The sequence below is a fragment of the Lentzea sp. HUAS12 genome (genome assembly GCF_024125735.1).
Lineage (GTDB): Bacteria > Actinomycetota > Actinomycetes > Mycobacteriales > Pseudonocardiaceae > Lentzea > Lentzea albida.
The window spans coordinates 7,759,820-7,774,858 of the sequence record NZ_CP099738.1 but is presented as its reverse complement, the minus strand read 5'-3'; the positions used below and the strand labels follow the sequence as shown (position 1 = coordinate 7,774,858).

13 protein-coding genes are annotated in these 15,039 nt (G+C 69.8%); 6 read left to right on the top strand and 7 right to left on the bottom strand.

What is annotated here, in order from left to right:
• Positions 1-43: 43 nt before the first annotated feature.
• The 4 genes from ND450_RS36325 to ND450_RS36310 form a co-directional block, all read right to left on the bottom strand.
• Positions 44-763, bottom strand: a complete 720-nt coding sequence (locus ND450_RS36325) for a DUF5336 domain-containing protein (protein ID WP_253322713.1) — start codon at positions 761-763, stop codon at positions 44-46.
• A 179-nt stretch (positions 764-942) separates the two neighbouring features.
• Entirely contained in the window at positions 943-1,830 is an 888-nt protein-coding gene (gene sucD / locus ND450_RS36320) for a succinate--CoA ligase subunit alpha (RefSeq protein ID WP_089915029.1), read from the bottom strand.
• A 5-nt stretch (positions 1,831-1,835) separates the two neighbouring features.
• Positions 1,836-3,002, bottom strand: a complete 1,167-nt coding sequence (sucC, locus tag ND450_RS36315) for an ADP-forming succinate--CoA ligase subunit beta (RefSeq protein ID WP_089915033.1) — start codon at positions 3,000-3,002, stop codon at positions 1,836-1,838.
• A gap of 212 nt (positions 3,003-3,214) precedes the next feature.
• Positions 3,215-4,894, bottom strand: a complete 1,680-nt coding sequence (locus ND450_RS36310; protein ID WP_253322712.1) for a hypothetical protein — start codon at positions 4,892-4,894, stop codon at positions 3,215-3,217.
• A 134-nt stretch (positions 4,895-5,028) separates the two neighbouring features.
• Between ND450_RS36310 and ND450_RS36305 the strand changes: the two genes are divergently transcribed.
• Together ND450_RS36305 and ND450_RS36300 are read left to right on the top strand one after the other, a co-directional pair.
• Complete coding sequence (locus tag ND450_RS36305) at positions 5,029-6,009, top strand: triacylglycerol lipase (protein ID WP_253322711.1); 981 nt, start codon at positions 5,029-5,031, stop codon at positions 6,007-6,009.
• Positions 6,010-6,290: 281 nt separating this feature from the next.
• Positions 6,291-7,007 carry a M23 family metallopeptidase gene (locus ND450_RS36300; protein WP_253322710.1) on the top strand — a complete coding sequence of 239 codons (717 nt, stop codon included), beginning with the start codon at positions 6,291-6,293 and terminating at the stop codon, positions 7,005-7,007.
• A gap of 1,233 nt (positions 7,008-8,240) precedes the next feature.
• Here ND450_RS36300 and pcrA read toward each other — a convergent pair.
• On the bottom strand, positions 8,241-10,547 hold the full coding sequence (pcrA, locus tag ND450_RS36295; RefSeq protein WP_253322709.1) for a DNA helicase PcrA: 2,307 nt from the start codon (positions 10,545-10,547) through the stop codon (positions 8,241-8,243).
• 60 nt (positions 10,548-10,607) lie between these two features.
• A complete protein-coding gene (locus ND450_RS36290; RefSeq protein ID WP_253322708.1) occupies positions 10,608-11,093 on the bottom strand; it encodes a hypothetical protein in 486 nt (161 codons plus the stop codon).
• 219 nt (positions 11,094-11,312) lie between these two features.
• Between ND450_RS36290 and ND450_RS36285 the strand changes: the two genes are divergently transcribed.
• Positions 11,313-11,576: a chorismate mutase gene (locus ND450_RS36285; RefSeq protein ID WP_089915050.1), complete on the top strand. Its 264-nt coding sequence runs from the start codon at positions 11,313-11,315 to the stop codon at positions 11,574-11,576.
• Positions 11,577-11,593: 17 nt separating this feature from the next.
• On the opposite strand, the gene ND450_RS36280 is transcribed toward ND450_RS36285, so the two are convergent.
• The gene (locus ND450_RS36280) at positions 11,594-12,646 is read right to left on the bottom strand and encodes a histone deacetylase (RefSeq protein ID WP_253328089.1); all 1,053 of its coding nucleotides are present in this window, start codon (positions 12,644-12,646) and stop codon (positions 11,594-11,596) included.
• A gap of 70 nt (positions 12,647-12,716) precedes the next feature.
• On the opposite strand from ND450_RS36280, the gene ND450_RS36275 reads away from it, so the two are divergent.
• The 3 genes from ND450_RS36275 (at position 12,717) to ND450_RS36265 (ending at position 15,034) form a co-directional block, all read left to right on the top strand.
• On the top strand, positions 12,717-13,043 hold the full coding sequence (locus tag ND450_RS36275; protein WP_253322707.1) for a hypothetical protein: 327 nt from the start codon (positions 12,717-12,719) through the stop codon (positions 13,041-13,043).
• A gap of 112 nt (positions 13,044-13,155) precedes the next feature.
• Positions 13,156-14,013 carry a hypothetical protein gene (locus ND450_RS36270; protein WP_253322706.1) on the top strand — a complete coding sequence of 286 codons (858 nt, stop codon included), beginning with the start codon at positions 13,156-13,158 and terminating at the stop codon, positions 14,011-14,013.
• A 226-nt stretch (positions 14,014-14,239) separates the two neighbouring features.
• On the top strand, positions 14,240-15,034 hold the full coding sequence (locus tag ND450_RS36265; protein ID WP_253322705.1) for a hypothetical protein: 795 nt from the start codon (positions 14,240-14,242) through the stop codon (positions 15,032-15,034).
• Positions 15,035-15,039 lie beyond the last annotated feature (5 nt).

Here is a 15,039-nt window from a genome sequence, read left to right as displayed (position 1 = left end):
GAAGAAACCGGCACCACCCCTGAGGTCGAACGGTGTGCGGACCTTACTGCTGCGGTCCGCCGAAGCCGCCGGGCGGCGTGCCCGGCGAGCCGAACTGGCCCGGCTGCGGCATGAAGCTGGTCTGCTGCGGCGGCTGACCCGGCTGCGCGGGCTGCTGCGGCTGCTGACCGAACTGCTGCTGCTGGCCGAAGGACTGCTGCTGGGGCGCCTGCTGCTGCGGGGCCTGCTGCTGGTGCTGCGGGTGCTGGCCCTGCTGCGGGAACGCGCCCGACTGCGGGTTCCAGCCGCCCGGCTGGCCCTGCGGCTGGCCGGCGTACGGGTTCGCGGGCTTCGGCTCGAACTTCACGATGCCCTCGGCGAGCAGGAACGCGAGCACGACCGCGGCCGTCTCGAGCAGCGCGACGATGAGCAGCACGATGTCGAGGCCCTGCACGGACGGCGACTTGATGATGACCTGCAACTGCAGCAGGGTCTGCACGGCGGCCAGGATCGCGGCGACCGGCACGAAGCCCTTCGGCGTGCTCGGGAGCACCGACAGACCGGCGAGCAGACCCGCGGCGAGCAGGTACGTCACGTTGCCGCTGCTGACGTCGTCCGCGAACGCGACGAAGTAGGCGACCAGGCCGAGAGCCGCCGCGACCAGCGGGAGGATCTGGGCCAGGTTGATGTTGTTGGCACCGGAGGCCCCAGGGGCCGGCGGCGCTGCCTGGTGCTGTGCCGGACCCGGCGGCTGCTGTTGGGGTGCGCCGTAAGGCACGGACATGTCGAGGTCTCCTCCTCAAACCAGGGTGCGTCGTTTGACGCTAGCAGTGCTCTGCCGTCCGCTAAGACGATGGACCGATCATGCCGGTTCCGCCATACGAGCGAAGGCCGGACTCCGAAACTACTCGGAACCCGGCCTTCGTGTTGCTCTGCGTGTTGTGACACTCCCAGAAGCGGAGGTCAGAGCGCCTGCATGATCTCCCGCATCAGGGCGGCGGTCTCGGACGGCGTCTTGCCGACCTTGACACCGGCGGCCTCGAGGGCCTCCTTCTTCGCCTGCGCGGTGCCCGCCGAGCCCGAGACGATGGCGCCGGCGTGGCCCATGGTCTTGCCCTCGGGAGCGGTGAAGCCCGCGACGTAGCCGACGACCGGCTTGGTCACGTTCTCCTTGATGTACGCGGCCGCGCGCTCCTCGGCGTCGCCACCGATCTCACCGATCATCACGATCGCGACGGTCTCCTCGTCGGCCTCGAAGGCCTCCAGGGCGTCGATGTGCGTGGTGCCGATGATCGGGTCGCCACCGATGCCGATCGCGGTGGAGAAACCGAAGTCCCGCAGCTCGTGCATCATCTGGTAGGTCAGCGTGCCCGACTTCGACACGAGGCCGATCTTGCCGCTGCCCGCGATGTTCGCGGGGATGATGCCGGCGTTCGACTTGCCGGGGCTGATGATGCCGGGGCAGTTCGGGCCGATGATGCGGGTCTTGTTGCCCGTCGCGACGGCGTGCGCCCAGAAGTAGGCGGTGTCGTGCACCGGGATGCCCTCGGTGATGACGACGGCCAGCTCGATCTCGGCGTCGATCGCCTCGACCACGGCGGCCTTCGAGAAGGCCGGCGGGACGAAGATCACGGTCACGTTCGCGCCGGTGGCCTCCATGGCCTCCTTGACGGTGCCGAAGACCGGGAGGACGGTGCCGTCGAAGTCGACCTTCTCGCCCGCCTTGCGCGGGTTCACGCCACCGACGATGTTCGTGCCGGACGCGAGCATGCGCTTGGTGTGCTTGGTGCCCTCGGCACCGGTCATGCCCTGGACGATGACCTTGCTGTTCTCGTTGAGGAAGATAGCCATCGTTCTCAGACCCCCGCAGCCGCGAGTTCGGCGGCCTTGGCGGCCGCGTTGTCCATCGTGTCGACAACGGTCACCAGCGGGTGGTTGGCCTCGGCGAGGATCGCGCGGCCCTCCTCCACGTTGTTGCCGTCGAGGCGGACGACGAGCGGCTTGGTGGCCGAGTCGCCGAGGATCTCCAGCGCCTTCACGATGCCGTTGGCCACGGCGTCGCACGCGGTGATGCCGCCGAAGACGTTGACGAAGACGGAGCGGACGGCCTCGTCGCCGAGGATGACGTCCAGGCCGTTGGCCATGACCTCGGCGGACGCACCGCCACCGATGTCGAGGAAGTTCGCGGGCTTCACGCCGTACTGCTCACCGGCGTACGCCACGACGTCCAGGGTGGACATCACGAGACCGGCGCCGTTGCCGATGATGCCGACCTCGCCGTCGAGCTTGACGTAGTTGAGGCCCTTCTCCTTGGCCTTCGCCTCGAGGGGGTTCTCCGCCGCCTTGTCGACCAGCTCGGCGTGGGCCGGGTGGCGGAAGTCGGCGTTCTCGTCGAGCGTGACCTTGCCGTCGAGCGCGACGATCTTGCCCTGCGGGTCGCGGACGAGCGGGTTGACCTCGACCAGCGTGGCGTCCTCGGAGACGAAGGTCTCCCAGAGCTTCACGATGGTGTCGACGACCTGGTCCTTGACCTCGGCCGGGAAGTTCGCGGCGTCGGCGATCTCCGTCGCCTTGGCCACGTCGACGCCCTTGATGGCGTCGATGGCGATCTTCGCGAGGGCCTCGGGCTTGGTGGCCGCGACCTCCTCGATGTCCATGCCGCCCTCGACGCTCGCCATGGCGAGGAAGGTGCGGTTGGCGCGGTCGAGGAGGAAGGAGAAGTAGTACTCCTCCGCGATGTCGGAGGCGGGCGTCACCAGAACGCGGTGAACGATGTGCCCCTTGATGTCGAGGCCGAGGATGGCGGTCGCCTTCTCCTCGGTCTCCTCGGGGGTGGAAGCGAGCTTCACACCACCGGCCTTGCCGCGGCCGCCGGTCTTCACCTGGGCCTTGACGACGACGGCCTGGCCGAACTTCGCGGCGATGGCCTTGGCGTCGGCGGGGTTGGTGGCCACATCGCCCGGCAGTACCGGGACGCCGTGGGCGGCGAAGAGGTCCTTCGCCTGGTATTCGTACAGGTCCACTCGGGTCTCCTGCGACGTCGGTGTCGGAACACAACACCGCGCCTGGGTGGTCCTCAAGGGGCCAAGCGAACCCACTTGACGCGGCTGGGCCCAGACACTATCGAGCTGCGGGTACCGCTCGCACGCCACCACCGGTGAGGTCGGTCTCAACGGCGGTGAGGTCGATCACGCGCCCGCGCGCGTGACGGCGAAAAGCGGGTCCACGTCACGTTTCAGCGGGTCGCGCGGGCACCCATCAGGCCGGCCGCGACCAGCAGGGCAGCGATCGACGCCAGTGCGAGCCACGTGCCGGGAGCGGCGGTGGCGCCCTCGACCCGGTCGCCCGTGAGCGGCAGTTCGAGCGCGCGGACGCCGAGGAGCAGCGCGAGTCCGGCGAGGGTCGCGGCGCCGCGGGCGGGCCTCGACCTGAAGACCAGCACGAGGGTGGAGATCAGCAGCACGAGGCAGATCAGGAGCCCCCAGGAGACGGCGGGCTCGTTGTCCGGGATCACCGTGGGCGCCGTGTACTTGGCACCGCGCAGGGTCGGCAGCACGAAGGCGCCGACCGCGAAGAGCCCGGAGAGCAGGACCGCGCCCAGTTCGGCGACCGGCACCTGCTCCTTCTTGATCTCGCCCGCGTTCTCCCGTTCGGTGGCGCCCGCGAGGCCGGCGCAGGCGAGCGCCAGCAGGCCGAGCGGCGCCTCGACGACCATCAGCCAGAACCCGGCGCCCGGTTGCGCGACGCCCAGCTGGCTCGCCGCCACCACGACCTGGGTCATGCCCGCCGCGGCGAGCTGCATGGCCAGGTAGCCGCCGGCCAGTGCCGGGCGCACCACCGGGGCCGCCGACGGCACGAACAGCAGGAGTCCCAGCACCCCGAACGCGAGGCCGGCCGCCCAGAGCAGGTTCACCGAGGCCAGGTCGGGCGCCGCGCCGCCGGTGGTGAGGACGAGCTGAGGCAGCAGCGCGCCGACCAGCATCGCGAGGGCGGCGAGCACGGCGAGGACGCCCGCGGCGACGTGCATGCGCCGCAGGGACGGCAACGCCAGGTCGCGCGTCTCGTCACGCTTGCCGCTGAGCAGCCGCGCGGTGCGGCCGAGCAGAGGCGCGGCGGGCAGGAGCAGAGCGGCGACGAACGCCGACACCGATCCACCGGTGATGCCCAGCCCCGGCGCGACGGTGCCCGCGGCCAGCGGCGGCACCACGACGGCGAGGAGGGCCAGCGAGACGCCGATGGTCCCGCCCACGCGCGTGTCCGGGTCGGGCGAGCTCGCCGCCAGCGCGGCCGCGAGCGGGGCGGCCAGCGCGATCAGCAGGCCGCCGACCAGGCCGAGCACGGGCAGTTCCCACGGTCCCCGGTCGAGCTGGAACGGGTCGGCCGAGGTGAACGGCTTGCCCAGCAGGCCGACCGCGGCGACCAGGGCGATGAGGACGGGGAAGACGACGAGGCTCGGCGGCTCGGACTCGTCCGCGGGCATGCCGGCGCGGCCGGACGCGAGCGCGCCACCGGCGATCACCAGCAGGTGTCCGGCGAGCAGCAGCCACACCCCCAGCGAGGGCGTCACCGCGACGAGGGTCGCCGGCCGGAACAGCTCCGGCCGAGCCACCTCCATCGCGTCGAAGACGATCAGCAGGTCGCTCAGCAGCCGGCCGACGCCGAAGACGCCGTCCGCGGCGAGCAGCCCCGCCGCGACGAACGGGCGGCCGCGCATCAGCAGCACACCTGCGACGACCGGTGGCAACAGCGCCAGCACGGCGAGCAGCGGCCACGACGTGAAGGCGGGTTCGGCGCCGCCGACCACGCCGAGCAGCGGCCCGAGGGCCAGTAGGAGGGCGCCTGCCGCGGCGAGGGCCCACGACGTGCGCAGCCTGGCGGCCGCCGGGGTCTGGTTCTCGAGCTCGGTGCGAGTCATCGCGGGCGAACCTAGCAATAGAAGGGTCGGGTCAGGCGTCCCGTGCCGGGCCTACTGAGATGAATTTCGTTCGCATGTGGAAAACATCCGCCGGGTAACCCAGGCGCGTGACTTCATCACTTAACGTCGCTCACATGAGCGACGAGGGCAGGTCGTGGATCGCGCGTCTGACCGACGCCGCCCTCGACCGCGCCGGGTGGGGCGTCCACACCGCTCGCGACGTCGCCGAAGAGGTGAAGGTGGCGCTGCGGGCGATGGCCACGCCCGGCGGCGTGCGCGGTGTCGCGATGGAGGCGGCGTGGCTGACGGCCCACGCGGTGCTCTACCCGTGGGGCGCGATCACCGAACAGCTGCGCCCGGACGGCCACTACCGGCACTACCGCACCGACGGCCTGCCGCTGGTCCAGCGCGGCCTGGTGGTTTCGGCCATGGAGGCGGCGGGCACCCCGATCGTGCTGGTGCACGGCATCGGGGACAACCGCTCCGCCTTCGCGGTGCTGTCGGGGGCGCTGCGGAGGCGGGGCTTCGGGGTCGTGCACGCCATCAACTACAGCGTGCTGACGGCGTTGACGGGTGACGTCCGCCGGTCGGCGGCGCTGCTCGGGGCCCAGATCGAGCGGATCTGCGAGCAGACCGGTTCGGATCAGGTGCACGTCGTCGGCCATTCACTCGGCGGGCTCATCGCCAGGTATTACGTACAACGACTGCACGGCGACTCACGCGTTCGCACACTCGTAACACTGGGGACGCCGCACAGCGGCACTCTCGCCGCCTATCTCCTGCCGACTCCGCTCACCCGGCAGCTGCGTCCGGGCTCCGAACTGCTGGAGGAGCTCGCCGAGCCGTGCCGCTCGTGCCGCACGCGTTTCGTCGTGGTCTGGTCGGAGATGGACCAGGTCATCGTCCCTCAGCGCAACGCCCGGCTGGAGCACTCGTCGTTGCTCGTCGAGGAGCACCAGATACGTGATTCAGGTCACCTTTCCCTGCCGGTTGACACGAGGACTCTTCACGTAGTTGTGACCGCCATCACCCGATCGGATGACTTGTCAACTCACCCCATCGCCGCTGGCGGTGAGGCGTTTCGCGCGCCCGATACGACCGACGGTCACAGTTGACAGTTGAAACTCCCTGGTTGCCGCCCATTGGGAGGACATAACGAACTGGGGTTTGCCCTCCGAGGCTTCGCGCCGTTACTGTCCCCCGGTCCGTTGTCACGGTCTGATCACAGAAGGACACCGAGTCAGAACCCCGAATCCTGACTCACCGGGAATCCCCCGCCCGGCGGTCCACCCGATCAGGCTCCCCGAAGGCGGAAGGGCAAGCTTTGAGTCACCACCGCTCCCCCGGCGGCCATGAACGCAGTGCTGCGCTTGAAGAGGCAGTCGACCGCGCGTCAGTGCGCCCGGTCAGCTCGCACCGGCTCCCCCCGCCACCGTCGGCGCTTCGCGGACGCATCGTCGTCGCCGCCGTCGCAGTAGGCGCCTTCGCAGCGGCAGGCGCGGGCCAGCTCGGCCAGGCAGCCACCGACGACAGCGGCGACGTCCAGCTCGCGAACCACTCCGGTGGCGCCGCGACCTTCGACGGCGTCGGCGGTGACACCGCTCCCGCCCCCCAGATCCTCGCGGTCTCCAAGACCACGTCCGAAGGCTCCGCCGAGGCAGCCAAGCTGCTCCGCAGCCAGCAGCTCACCACCGAGCGCGAGGCCGTCGAGGCCGAGAAGAAGCGCCCGAAGTTCGTCCGCCCCGCCGCCGGCGAGTTCACCTCCGGCTACGGCGGCCGCTGGGGCACCATGCACCTCGGCATCGACATCGCGGGCCCCATCGGCACTCCGATCGTCGCCGCCGCCGACGGCGTCGTCCTCGAAGCAGGCCCCGCGTCCGGCTTCGGCCTCTGGGTCCGCGTGCAGCACGAAGACGGCACCATCACCGTGTACGGCCACATGGACACGTTCAGCGTCCGCGAGGGCCAGGCGGTCAAGGCCGGTCAGCAGATCGCCCGCATGGGCAACCGCGGTTTCTCCACCGGCCCCCACCTGCACTTCGAGGTGTGGAACCCCGGCGGCCAGAAGATCAACCCGTTGACCTGGCTGAACGCTCGCGGTGTGACCGTCTGATCTCTGCTTTTCCCGGTTGGCGCGTTGCTGGTTGTGGGGTTGCCGTTTTCGTGGCGACTGAACCTCTCGTCCGGTGACTTCAGGCGGGTTGATCAAGTTCGCCTTCTGCTGAACTACGGCTCAGTAGCTTTCTGACGGCGTTTCGCGGCCGGGGCGCCCTCCGGGTGCGGGTTCGCGTGTTTCTCGCGTCTCAGGGGCTCCAGTGGCGCTCTAGCGCGGCTCTGGCTCCGGGCGGGCGAAGTACGTCGCCGCTACTCGCCAGACCGAGCACATGTGCCTGCGCCAGCGAGGGCCGCACGCACTGCAGGCCCCGCCCTCTGTCGGCGCGTGGTGGCTGAGCAGAGTGCGCCAGGCTTCGACCAGCTTCGCGGTCTCCGGAGATTCCAGCTGGTTGAGGATTGCGAACACACGTTCGTGTAGAACGCCGGCCAGTACGTGATCCATTCCCCGCTCTCCCGCCTGGGTTGTGACCTCATGCGGTTGATGATGCTCCGGGGGTCTGACAATTTTTGAGCTCATGGCCGGTGAACTGCGGCGATCTTCGGGTGCGGCCGTTCGCCCGGTTGTGTCGCGGCCGTGTGTCGCGGGCTGTGGCGTGAAGAACGCTTGGTGAGGCGGTCCTGAAGTGACAGTCCTGGGCGGACCTGTCCTGTCCTGAGAAGACAGTGCGGCCGGACCGCTCTCCCGTTCGGTCCGGCCGCACTTCGCCGCGAAGATAGGCCCCCGCCGTCCCTTCGCTCCCCTTCGTGCGCAGGCTGCTCGTTGTGCCTTGGAGCGCCCCGAGCGTTCCCTGGCTGTGCTGCTTGCGACACCCACATAGACGCACGTGGTGGGCTGTCGTTGCGCCGGATTCCGGGGATTTTTTGGCGAGGTCGGCAAGACAGGGGAAGTGCTGGTCAGGTTGGTGGGCTGTGGGGCCGTGCGCGCCAGTTGGGCAGGTGTTCCGGCTTCTTCCCGGGGCTCCGCCCCAGACCCCGCCGATCTGATCAAAAACCGGGCCGGCGCCGCTCGCGGGTTGATGGCACGCCTGGTGCTTTCGGCAGCTGGGCGTTGCTTTGGTGGTTGCGGAGTCGTGGGGTGGTTTCGTCACGAGACGAGCCAAGAGCCGCCACACCCGAGGAGGGGTGTCAAGAGCTGTGGCACGACTCGTGACGAAACCACCCCACCCAAGATTCTTGGTGAGGACGGCTCGCCTTCGACATCGCGGCCGTCAAGCGTGCGTTGGGCTGCTGCCTACAGTTTTGTCATCGGGACGCTGCCGATCAGCATCAGGCGGACCGTGCCCGAGCCGCCGAAGTCGATCGTCGCCGTTGCCCGCAGGCCCGCGCCGTCCACCGCCACCACTCTGCCCAGGCCGTACTTGTCGTGGGTGACGCGGTCGCCCACTTCCAGCTTCATGGCCGGGGCGTCCTTCCAGCCCGCCTTGCCTGGCGCCGGGCGGGAGAGGCCTCGGGAGGCTATGCCGCCTGAGGCCGAGCGGCCCCACGTCGTGGCCGCGGTCGGGGCCGAGCGGGAGGGTTCGACCCTGCGCCAGTCCATGAGGTCCTGGGGGATCTCGTCCAGGAAGCGGGAGGCCGGGTTGGCCGAGGGCTGGCCCCAGGCCGAGCGGACCAGTGCCCTGGAGAGGTAGAGGCGGCGCTGGGCCCTGGTGATGCCCACGTAGGCGAGGCGGCGTTCCTCCGCCAGTTCTGCCGGGTCGCCGAGGGCTCGCATGTGCGGGAAGACGCCGTCCTCCCAGCCCGTGCTGAAGACGACCGGGTACTCGAGGCCCTTGGCCGTGTGGATGGTCATGAGGGTGACCACGCCGTCGGACTCCGCGTCCGGGATCGAGTCCGCGTCGGCCACCAGGGAGACGCGTTCCAGGAAGGCCGGGAGGGACGGAACCGGGTCGGCGCCTTCCGGGAGTTCCAGTTCGGTGAACTCGCGGGCGACGGTGACCAGCTCGTTGAGGTTCTCGACCCTCGTGTGGTCCTGGGGGTCCTCGCTGGCTTCCAGTTCGGTGCGGTAGCCGGTCTTCTCCAGGACCGCTTCGAGGATGTCGGCCACGTCGTCCTCGCGGGCGACCATCTCGCCGAGCTCGTCCATCATCTCCACGAAACCCGCGATGGCGTTGCGGGAGCGCGGGTTCAGCATCGGGACCTTGTCGAGGTCGCGGAGGGCCGCGGCGAAGCTGATGCGTTCGCGTTCCGCGTAGGCGGAGACGCAGGCTTCCGCCCTCTCGCCGATGCCGCGCTTCGGGACGTTGAGGATGCGGCGCAGCGAGACCGTGTCCTCCGGGTTCGCCAGGGTGCGGAGGTAGGCGAGGGCGTCGCGGACCTCCCTGCGCTCGTAGAAGCGGACGCCGCCGACCACGCGGTACGGGAGGCCGAGGCGGATGAAGATCTCCTCGAACACGCGCGACTGGTTGTTGGTGCGGTAGAAGACGGCGATCTCGGAGTTGTTGACCTCGCCGCTGTCCACGAGGTGGTCGATCTCGTTCGCGACGAACGCGGCCTCGTCGTGCTCGTTGTCCGCGACGTAGCCGACGATCTTCTCGCCCTCGCCGAGGTCGGACCAGAGCGACTTGTCGCGGCGGTTCGGGTTGCGGGAGATCACCGCGTTCGCGGCGGTCAGGATGTTCTGGGTGGAGCGGTAGTTCTGCTCCAGCAGGATCGTGGTGGCGTCCGGGTAGTCGCGCTCGAACTCCACGATGTTGCGGATCGTGGCGCCGCGGAAGGCGTAGATGGACTGGTCCGCGTCGCCCACCACGCACAGTTCGGCCGGGGGGATCTCGCCGCCCGCCTTGCCCACGAGCTCGCGCACGAGGGTGTACTGCGCGTGGTTCGTGTCCTGGTACTCGTCGACCAGGACGTGGCGGAAGCGGCGGCGGTAGTGCTCCGCGACCTCCGGGAAGCGCTGCAGGAGCTCGACGGTCCTCATGATGAGGTCGTCGAAGTCGAGCGAGTTCGACTCGGCCAGACGCCGCTGGTAGACGGTGTAGACCTCGGCGACGCGGCGCTCCAGGTCGTTCGTGGCCTGGGCGGTGGCGGTCTCCGGGTCGACCAGCTCGTTCTTGAGGTTCGAGATGTGCACGGCGAGGGTGCGGGCCGCGTACTTCTTCGGGTCGAGGTCGAGGTCCCTCGCGACGAGCGTGATGAGGCGGCGCGTGTCGTCGCTGTCGTAGATCGAGAAGTTCGACGACATGCCGAGGGTCTTCGCGTCGCGGCGCATCACGCGCACGCACATGGAGTGGAACGTCGACACCCACATCGAGCGGGCGCGGGCGCCCACCATGTCGGCGACGCGCTCCTTCATCTCGGCGGCGGCCTTGTTCGTGAACGTGATGGCCATGATCTGGCCGGGGTGCACGTCACGAGCCGCGAGCAGGTACGCGATCCGCCGGGTGAGGACGCGCGTCTTGCCGGAGCCCGCGCCGGCCACCACGAGCAGGGGTGAGCCGGCGTGCTCGACGGCACGGCGCTGCGCGGGGTTCAAGTCGTCGAGCAGGTGACCCGCGCGGGAAACGGGGGGACTTGAGGGCAAGTCGAACAAGGCGCTCATCGTCCATCCACGGTACCGGGCGGCACCGACGAATCCGGTACCGCCCGACCATGTGTTCGATCAGGTGCTCAGATCGATGCGGTACGGGACGCCCGCGTGGGAGGCCTCCGCACCGCCGGACTCCGCGTACACGTCGATCGTGTCGCTGTGGTGCTCGAGCCCTTTCGTGTGGATCTGGAGCGTCGGGAACGCCTCGCCCGGCACGGCCAGGAAGGCCGCCGTGCAGTGCACGCCCTCGACCCCGGGACCGCCCTCGACGCTCCAGCACCTCCAGTACTCGCCGTCCCAGCCGGTGACCGCCAGCTTGGCGGGCGGCAGCGAGATGCGGACGTGGAGGTCGGAGACGTCGCGGTCCGACCGGTTGGTGATGTTGACGTCGAACGTGGCCGGGAAGCCGCCGCGCATCGTCCAGTAGCCGGTCTCCAGGACCTTCCACCCCGCCGACGGCGTCATCTCGACGCCCGCCCACCCGGTCTCCGCCGCGCCGGCGGAGGTGGCGGACGTGGACAGGAGCAGTGCGGAAGCCACACCCAGAAGGCGCTTCACGATGACCCCAAACGGTCGTGGATGGGACTGGAGCAGCCTAGGTCGGCTTCTTGTGGCACACTAGGTCCGTGCGCGCGACGTTCTTCGAGTTTTTCTACGGGATCCGGACTCCGGCTCCCGTGGTCGTCCAGCGCTGACAAAGCCACCACGAAGCCCCGGAGTCCTCGGACCCCGGGGCTTCGCTGCTTCCGGGCCGGGACTCGAAGTTCTCGAGAGGTCATGACGATGGATACCACCACCGAACCCGACATCAACCTGCTGCGCGAGGAGATCGACCACCTGGACGCGGAAATACTCCGACTCGTCCAACGGCGCGTCGAGGTGTCCAAGGTGATCGGCGCGGCCCGCATGGCCGCCGGCGGCACGAAGATCGTGCACAACCGCGAGATCGACGTGCTCAACCGCTACAAGCCGCTCGGCCCCGAGGGCAAGGACCTCGCGATGATCCTGCTCAAGATGGGCCGCGGCCCGCTCGGCAGGTAGGCACGCCCGGCCCGGCGTCACAGGACGCCGGGCCAAAAAGGCTCCAGGGCCGCACGGACGCGCTCGAAGTCCGCGTCCGCGAGCTGGGAGTCGTCCGGCACGTACGCCAGCGGGTCCTCCAGCAACGGCTCCGGCAGCTCCAGCAGGCCCTCGACCAGCGCGTGCAGGCACAGCGCCGAATAGCCGCGCAGGTAACCGCCCTCCTGGGTGAGCACGACCCGGGGGCCGGACGACGCCACCCGCCGTCCGATCTCGCGGTAGCCGTCCGCCGTGAGGTTGTGACGGCCGTTGGGGTCGAACGCCGACCCGTCGAACCCGGACGCGCACACCAGCAGGTCCGGCGCGAAGTCGCGCAGCAGAGGGAACGCGATTTCATCGAGCGCACGTATATATGTCGTGTCGCCCGCACCGAGCGACAGCTCGATGTTCACGTTCCGCCCGTCGGCGCCCACTTCTGATGGCGCACCCGTCTGCGGGTGGTTCGTGCCCCACGCCCCGTGCCGCATGTGCACCGAGATGGTCAGCACGTCCGGCCGGTCGTAGAACACCTCCTGCGTGCCGTTGCCGTGGTGCACGTCCCAGTCGAGGACGGCGACGCGCATGCCCTGGCGCCGCGCGGTCTCCGCCACCAGCGCCGCGTTGTTCACGAAGCAGTAGCCGTCCGCCAGGTCCGGCTGCGCGTGGTGTCCCGGCGGCCGCACGAGCGCGTAGGCGAGAGGCGCGCCCGACTCCAGCGCCGCCAACGCCGTGCCCGCCGCCGCTGACGCCGCACGCCACGTCTCCGGTCCTACGACCGTGTTCACCTCCAGCGCCACACGCTCCGAGACACGCAACGAGTCCAGGTAGCCCGCTGTGTGCACGCGCAGAAGCTCGTCGACGGACGCATGGCGCCCCTCGTGCCACCTCAGGTGCGGCGCCACCGGTCCGTGCGTCAGCGCGTGCCGGAACGTGCGCAGCCGTGCCGCGCTCTCGGGGTGCGGTTCGGCGACGTCCAGCCACGGCCAGGAGCCGGGCAGCTCCCACAGTCCCTCACCGGCGTCGTGCTCGAGGCAGTCGTCGTGCCAGAACATGTCCACGCGAATCGGATATCAGGGCGATCACGGATGGTCCACCGGAAAAATCTGGGGGCACACTGGAGGCATGGGCCTCATCGCCGCACTGATCGCCATCGCCGGCCTGCTCGCCGCCTTGGCGCACGACGCTTACCTGGGCTTGCTCGGTTCGGCCGCGAACAAGAAGGGCCTCTCCGGAGCACCTGTCTCGCAGTTCGTCCGCAGCCGGTGGAAGACCGCGATCATCACGACCGCCGGCGCGGTGATCGGCCTGCTGATCACCGGGGGCGACTCGCTGGGCGCCGACGTGATCGGCGCGCTGATCGCGGGCGGCAGCGGCCTCGCCGCGCTCAACGGCGTGCAGAACACGCGCAAGCAGCTCAACAGCGGTCAGGCGCAGCTCCCGCCACGCTGAGGGCTGATCCGATTCACACAAAAGAGTGTCACTCGTCCTGAACACCCCCATTTGGTTGCTTCGGCACCTCCGGACGGCCCTACTCTGATTGCGTCGCAGAGGGGTGTCGGGGATGGACGAACTGCCGGGCAAACATCGTCTGGACGACGGGCCGCAACCGCCGCGGTCGAGGCCCGTCGCCGGGGGCGACCGCATCCCGCTGCCGCGCGGGCGCCAGATCGATCCGCTGCAGGACACGGACGGCCTGCGCAAGTTCAACATCGGCCTCGTGCCCGCCTCGGTCACGCCGCCGCGCACCTGGAGGCGGGCGGCCTGGTTCGCGGTCGTGTCCTCGGTGCTCGTGCTGGTCGGGCTGAGCGTCGCCGCGGCCAAGCTGGTCAGCGGGGGCGGTGACGTCGAGACGGTCGGCCTGCCCGGCTACCCGTCGGACGTGCCGATGATCTCCCCGCTCCCCACGGGCGGTACGACCCCCTCGGCCACGGGCACCAGGCCGTCGGCCGCGAGGACGGGTCAGAACGCACCCGTCCCCGGCACGGGCAGGGGCACCGGGTCCAGCAGCGCGCCCGGCACGAGCGGCCCGGCGTCCGCGCCGAACCCCCAGCCGTCCGGGACGGTCCCGCCGGTCATCACGACCGTGCCGGTCACACAGGCGCCCGTCGTCGACGGCGGCAAGATCGCCCAGCAGACCGAGCACTTCTACCGCGAGATGGCGACGAACGCGGACACGGCGCTCGCCATGACCACGGACGCGGTGCGCTCGAACGCCGACGCGCTCCTCGAGGGCCGGCTCGCCGACATCTCGCTGATCGAGGTGAAGGAGATCGCCGTCGATCCGAGCAAGGGCCTCACGGTCAGCCTGCTGCAGGTGACGAAGAAGGACGGCTCGGTCAGCACCGAGAAGCGCGAGCTGAGCTTCACGCTCGGCGACCTGCCGCTGATCAACGGTGAACGGTTGAAGACCGGCGGCTGAAGTGGCTCAAGGTCGCGGCCGGACCTACCGAACGTAGTAGGTAGCACCATCGAGCGAATCCTGAACGCCGCTGGCCGCCACGGACGGGTGAATACGAGCCAGACACTGGCATCTTCGACCACGACCACGGTACGTCTTCAGGTGCACACGGACAGTACGGAGGACCCGAGCAGTGCAGCGTCCCGCGACGACCGGCCGGAGACACACCCGCGTCGGCTCGATCAGCGTGGCTGAGCTGATCAAGCAGCAGCCTGGCCCGATGCGCATCCTCTCGACCGAGGAAGCGGCCACCGACGCACTGGTCACATCCCTGCTCGGCCCAACCGAGAACATGACCGCGACGACCGCGGTGATACCCGTCACACCCGGCCGTCGCCGCCGCACGAAGTCGAGCCGCACCGCCAAGGCCGCGGGTCTGCTCACGGGCGCGATCGTGCTCGTCTCCTCCGTCGCCGGCGCGGCCGTCCTGGCCGGCAACCGCCCGCCGAACGCCGGCATCCCCGTCACCGAGCGCGCCGTCGCGCTGTCCGGGTCGAGCGCGCTGCGCCCCGACGTCCTGTCGGCCCAGTTGCCGAACGAGCGCCCACCGGCCCAGACCACCCCCGGCGCCGCGGCGGCCCCGATGCCGCAGCCGTCCGAGCTGTTGCTGGAGACCGGCGCCGCCTCGGCACCGGCGAGCGCCGAACCGTCGACGCCCGAGGTCTCGATCGGCCCGTTGCCGCAGGTCGACGTGGTGAAGAAGTTCTACGAGCTGCTCACCACCAGGCCCGGGTCGGCGGCCAAGCTGCTCTCACCGGACCTGGTCGGCCCGAACACCGCCGACTTCGTGAAGTCCTGGGGGAAGATCAAGGTCGTGAACGTCGACCAGACGTCGGTGCGGCCGGACGGCTCGGTGCTGGCGGTCGTCTCGATGCAGGAGGCGGACGGGAGCTGGCTGCGGATCGAGCAGATCTTCTGGCTCACCAGCACGACCCAGCCCCGGATCATCGGAACTGAAGTCCTTTCGGCGCAGAGGAGCTGAACCCC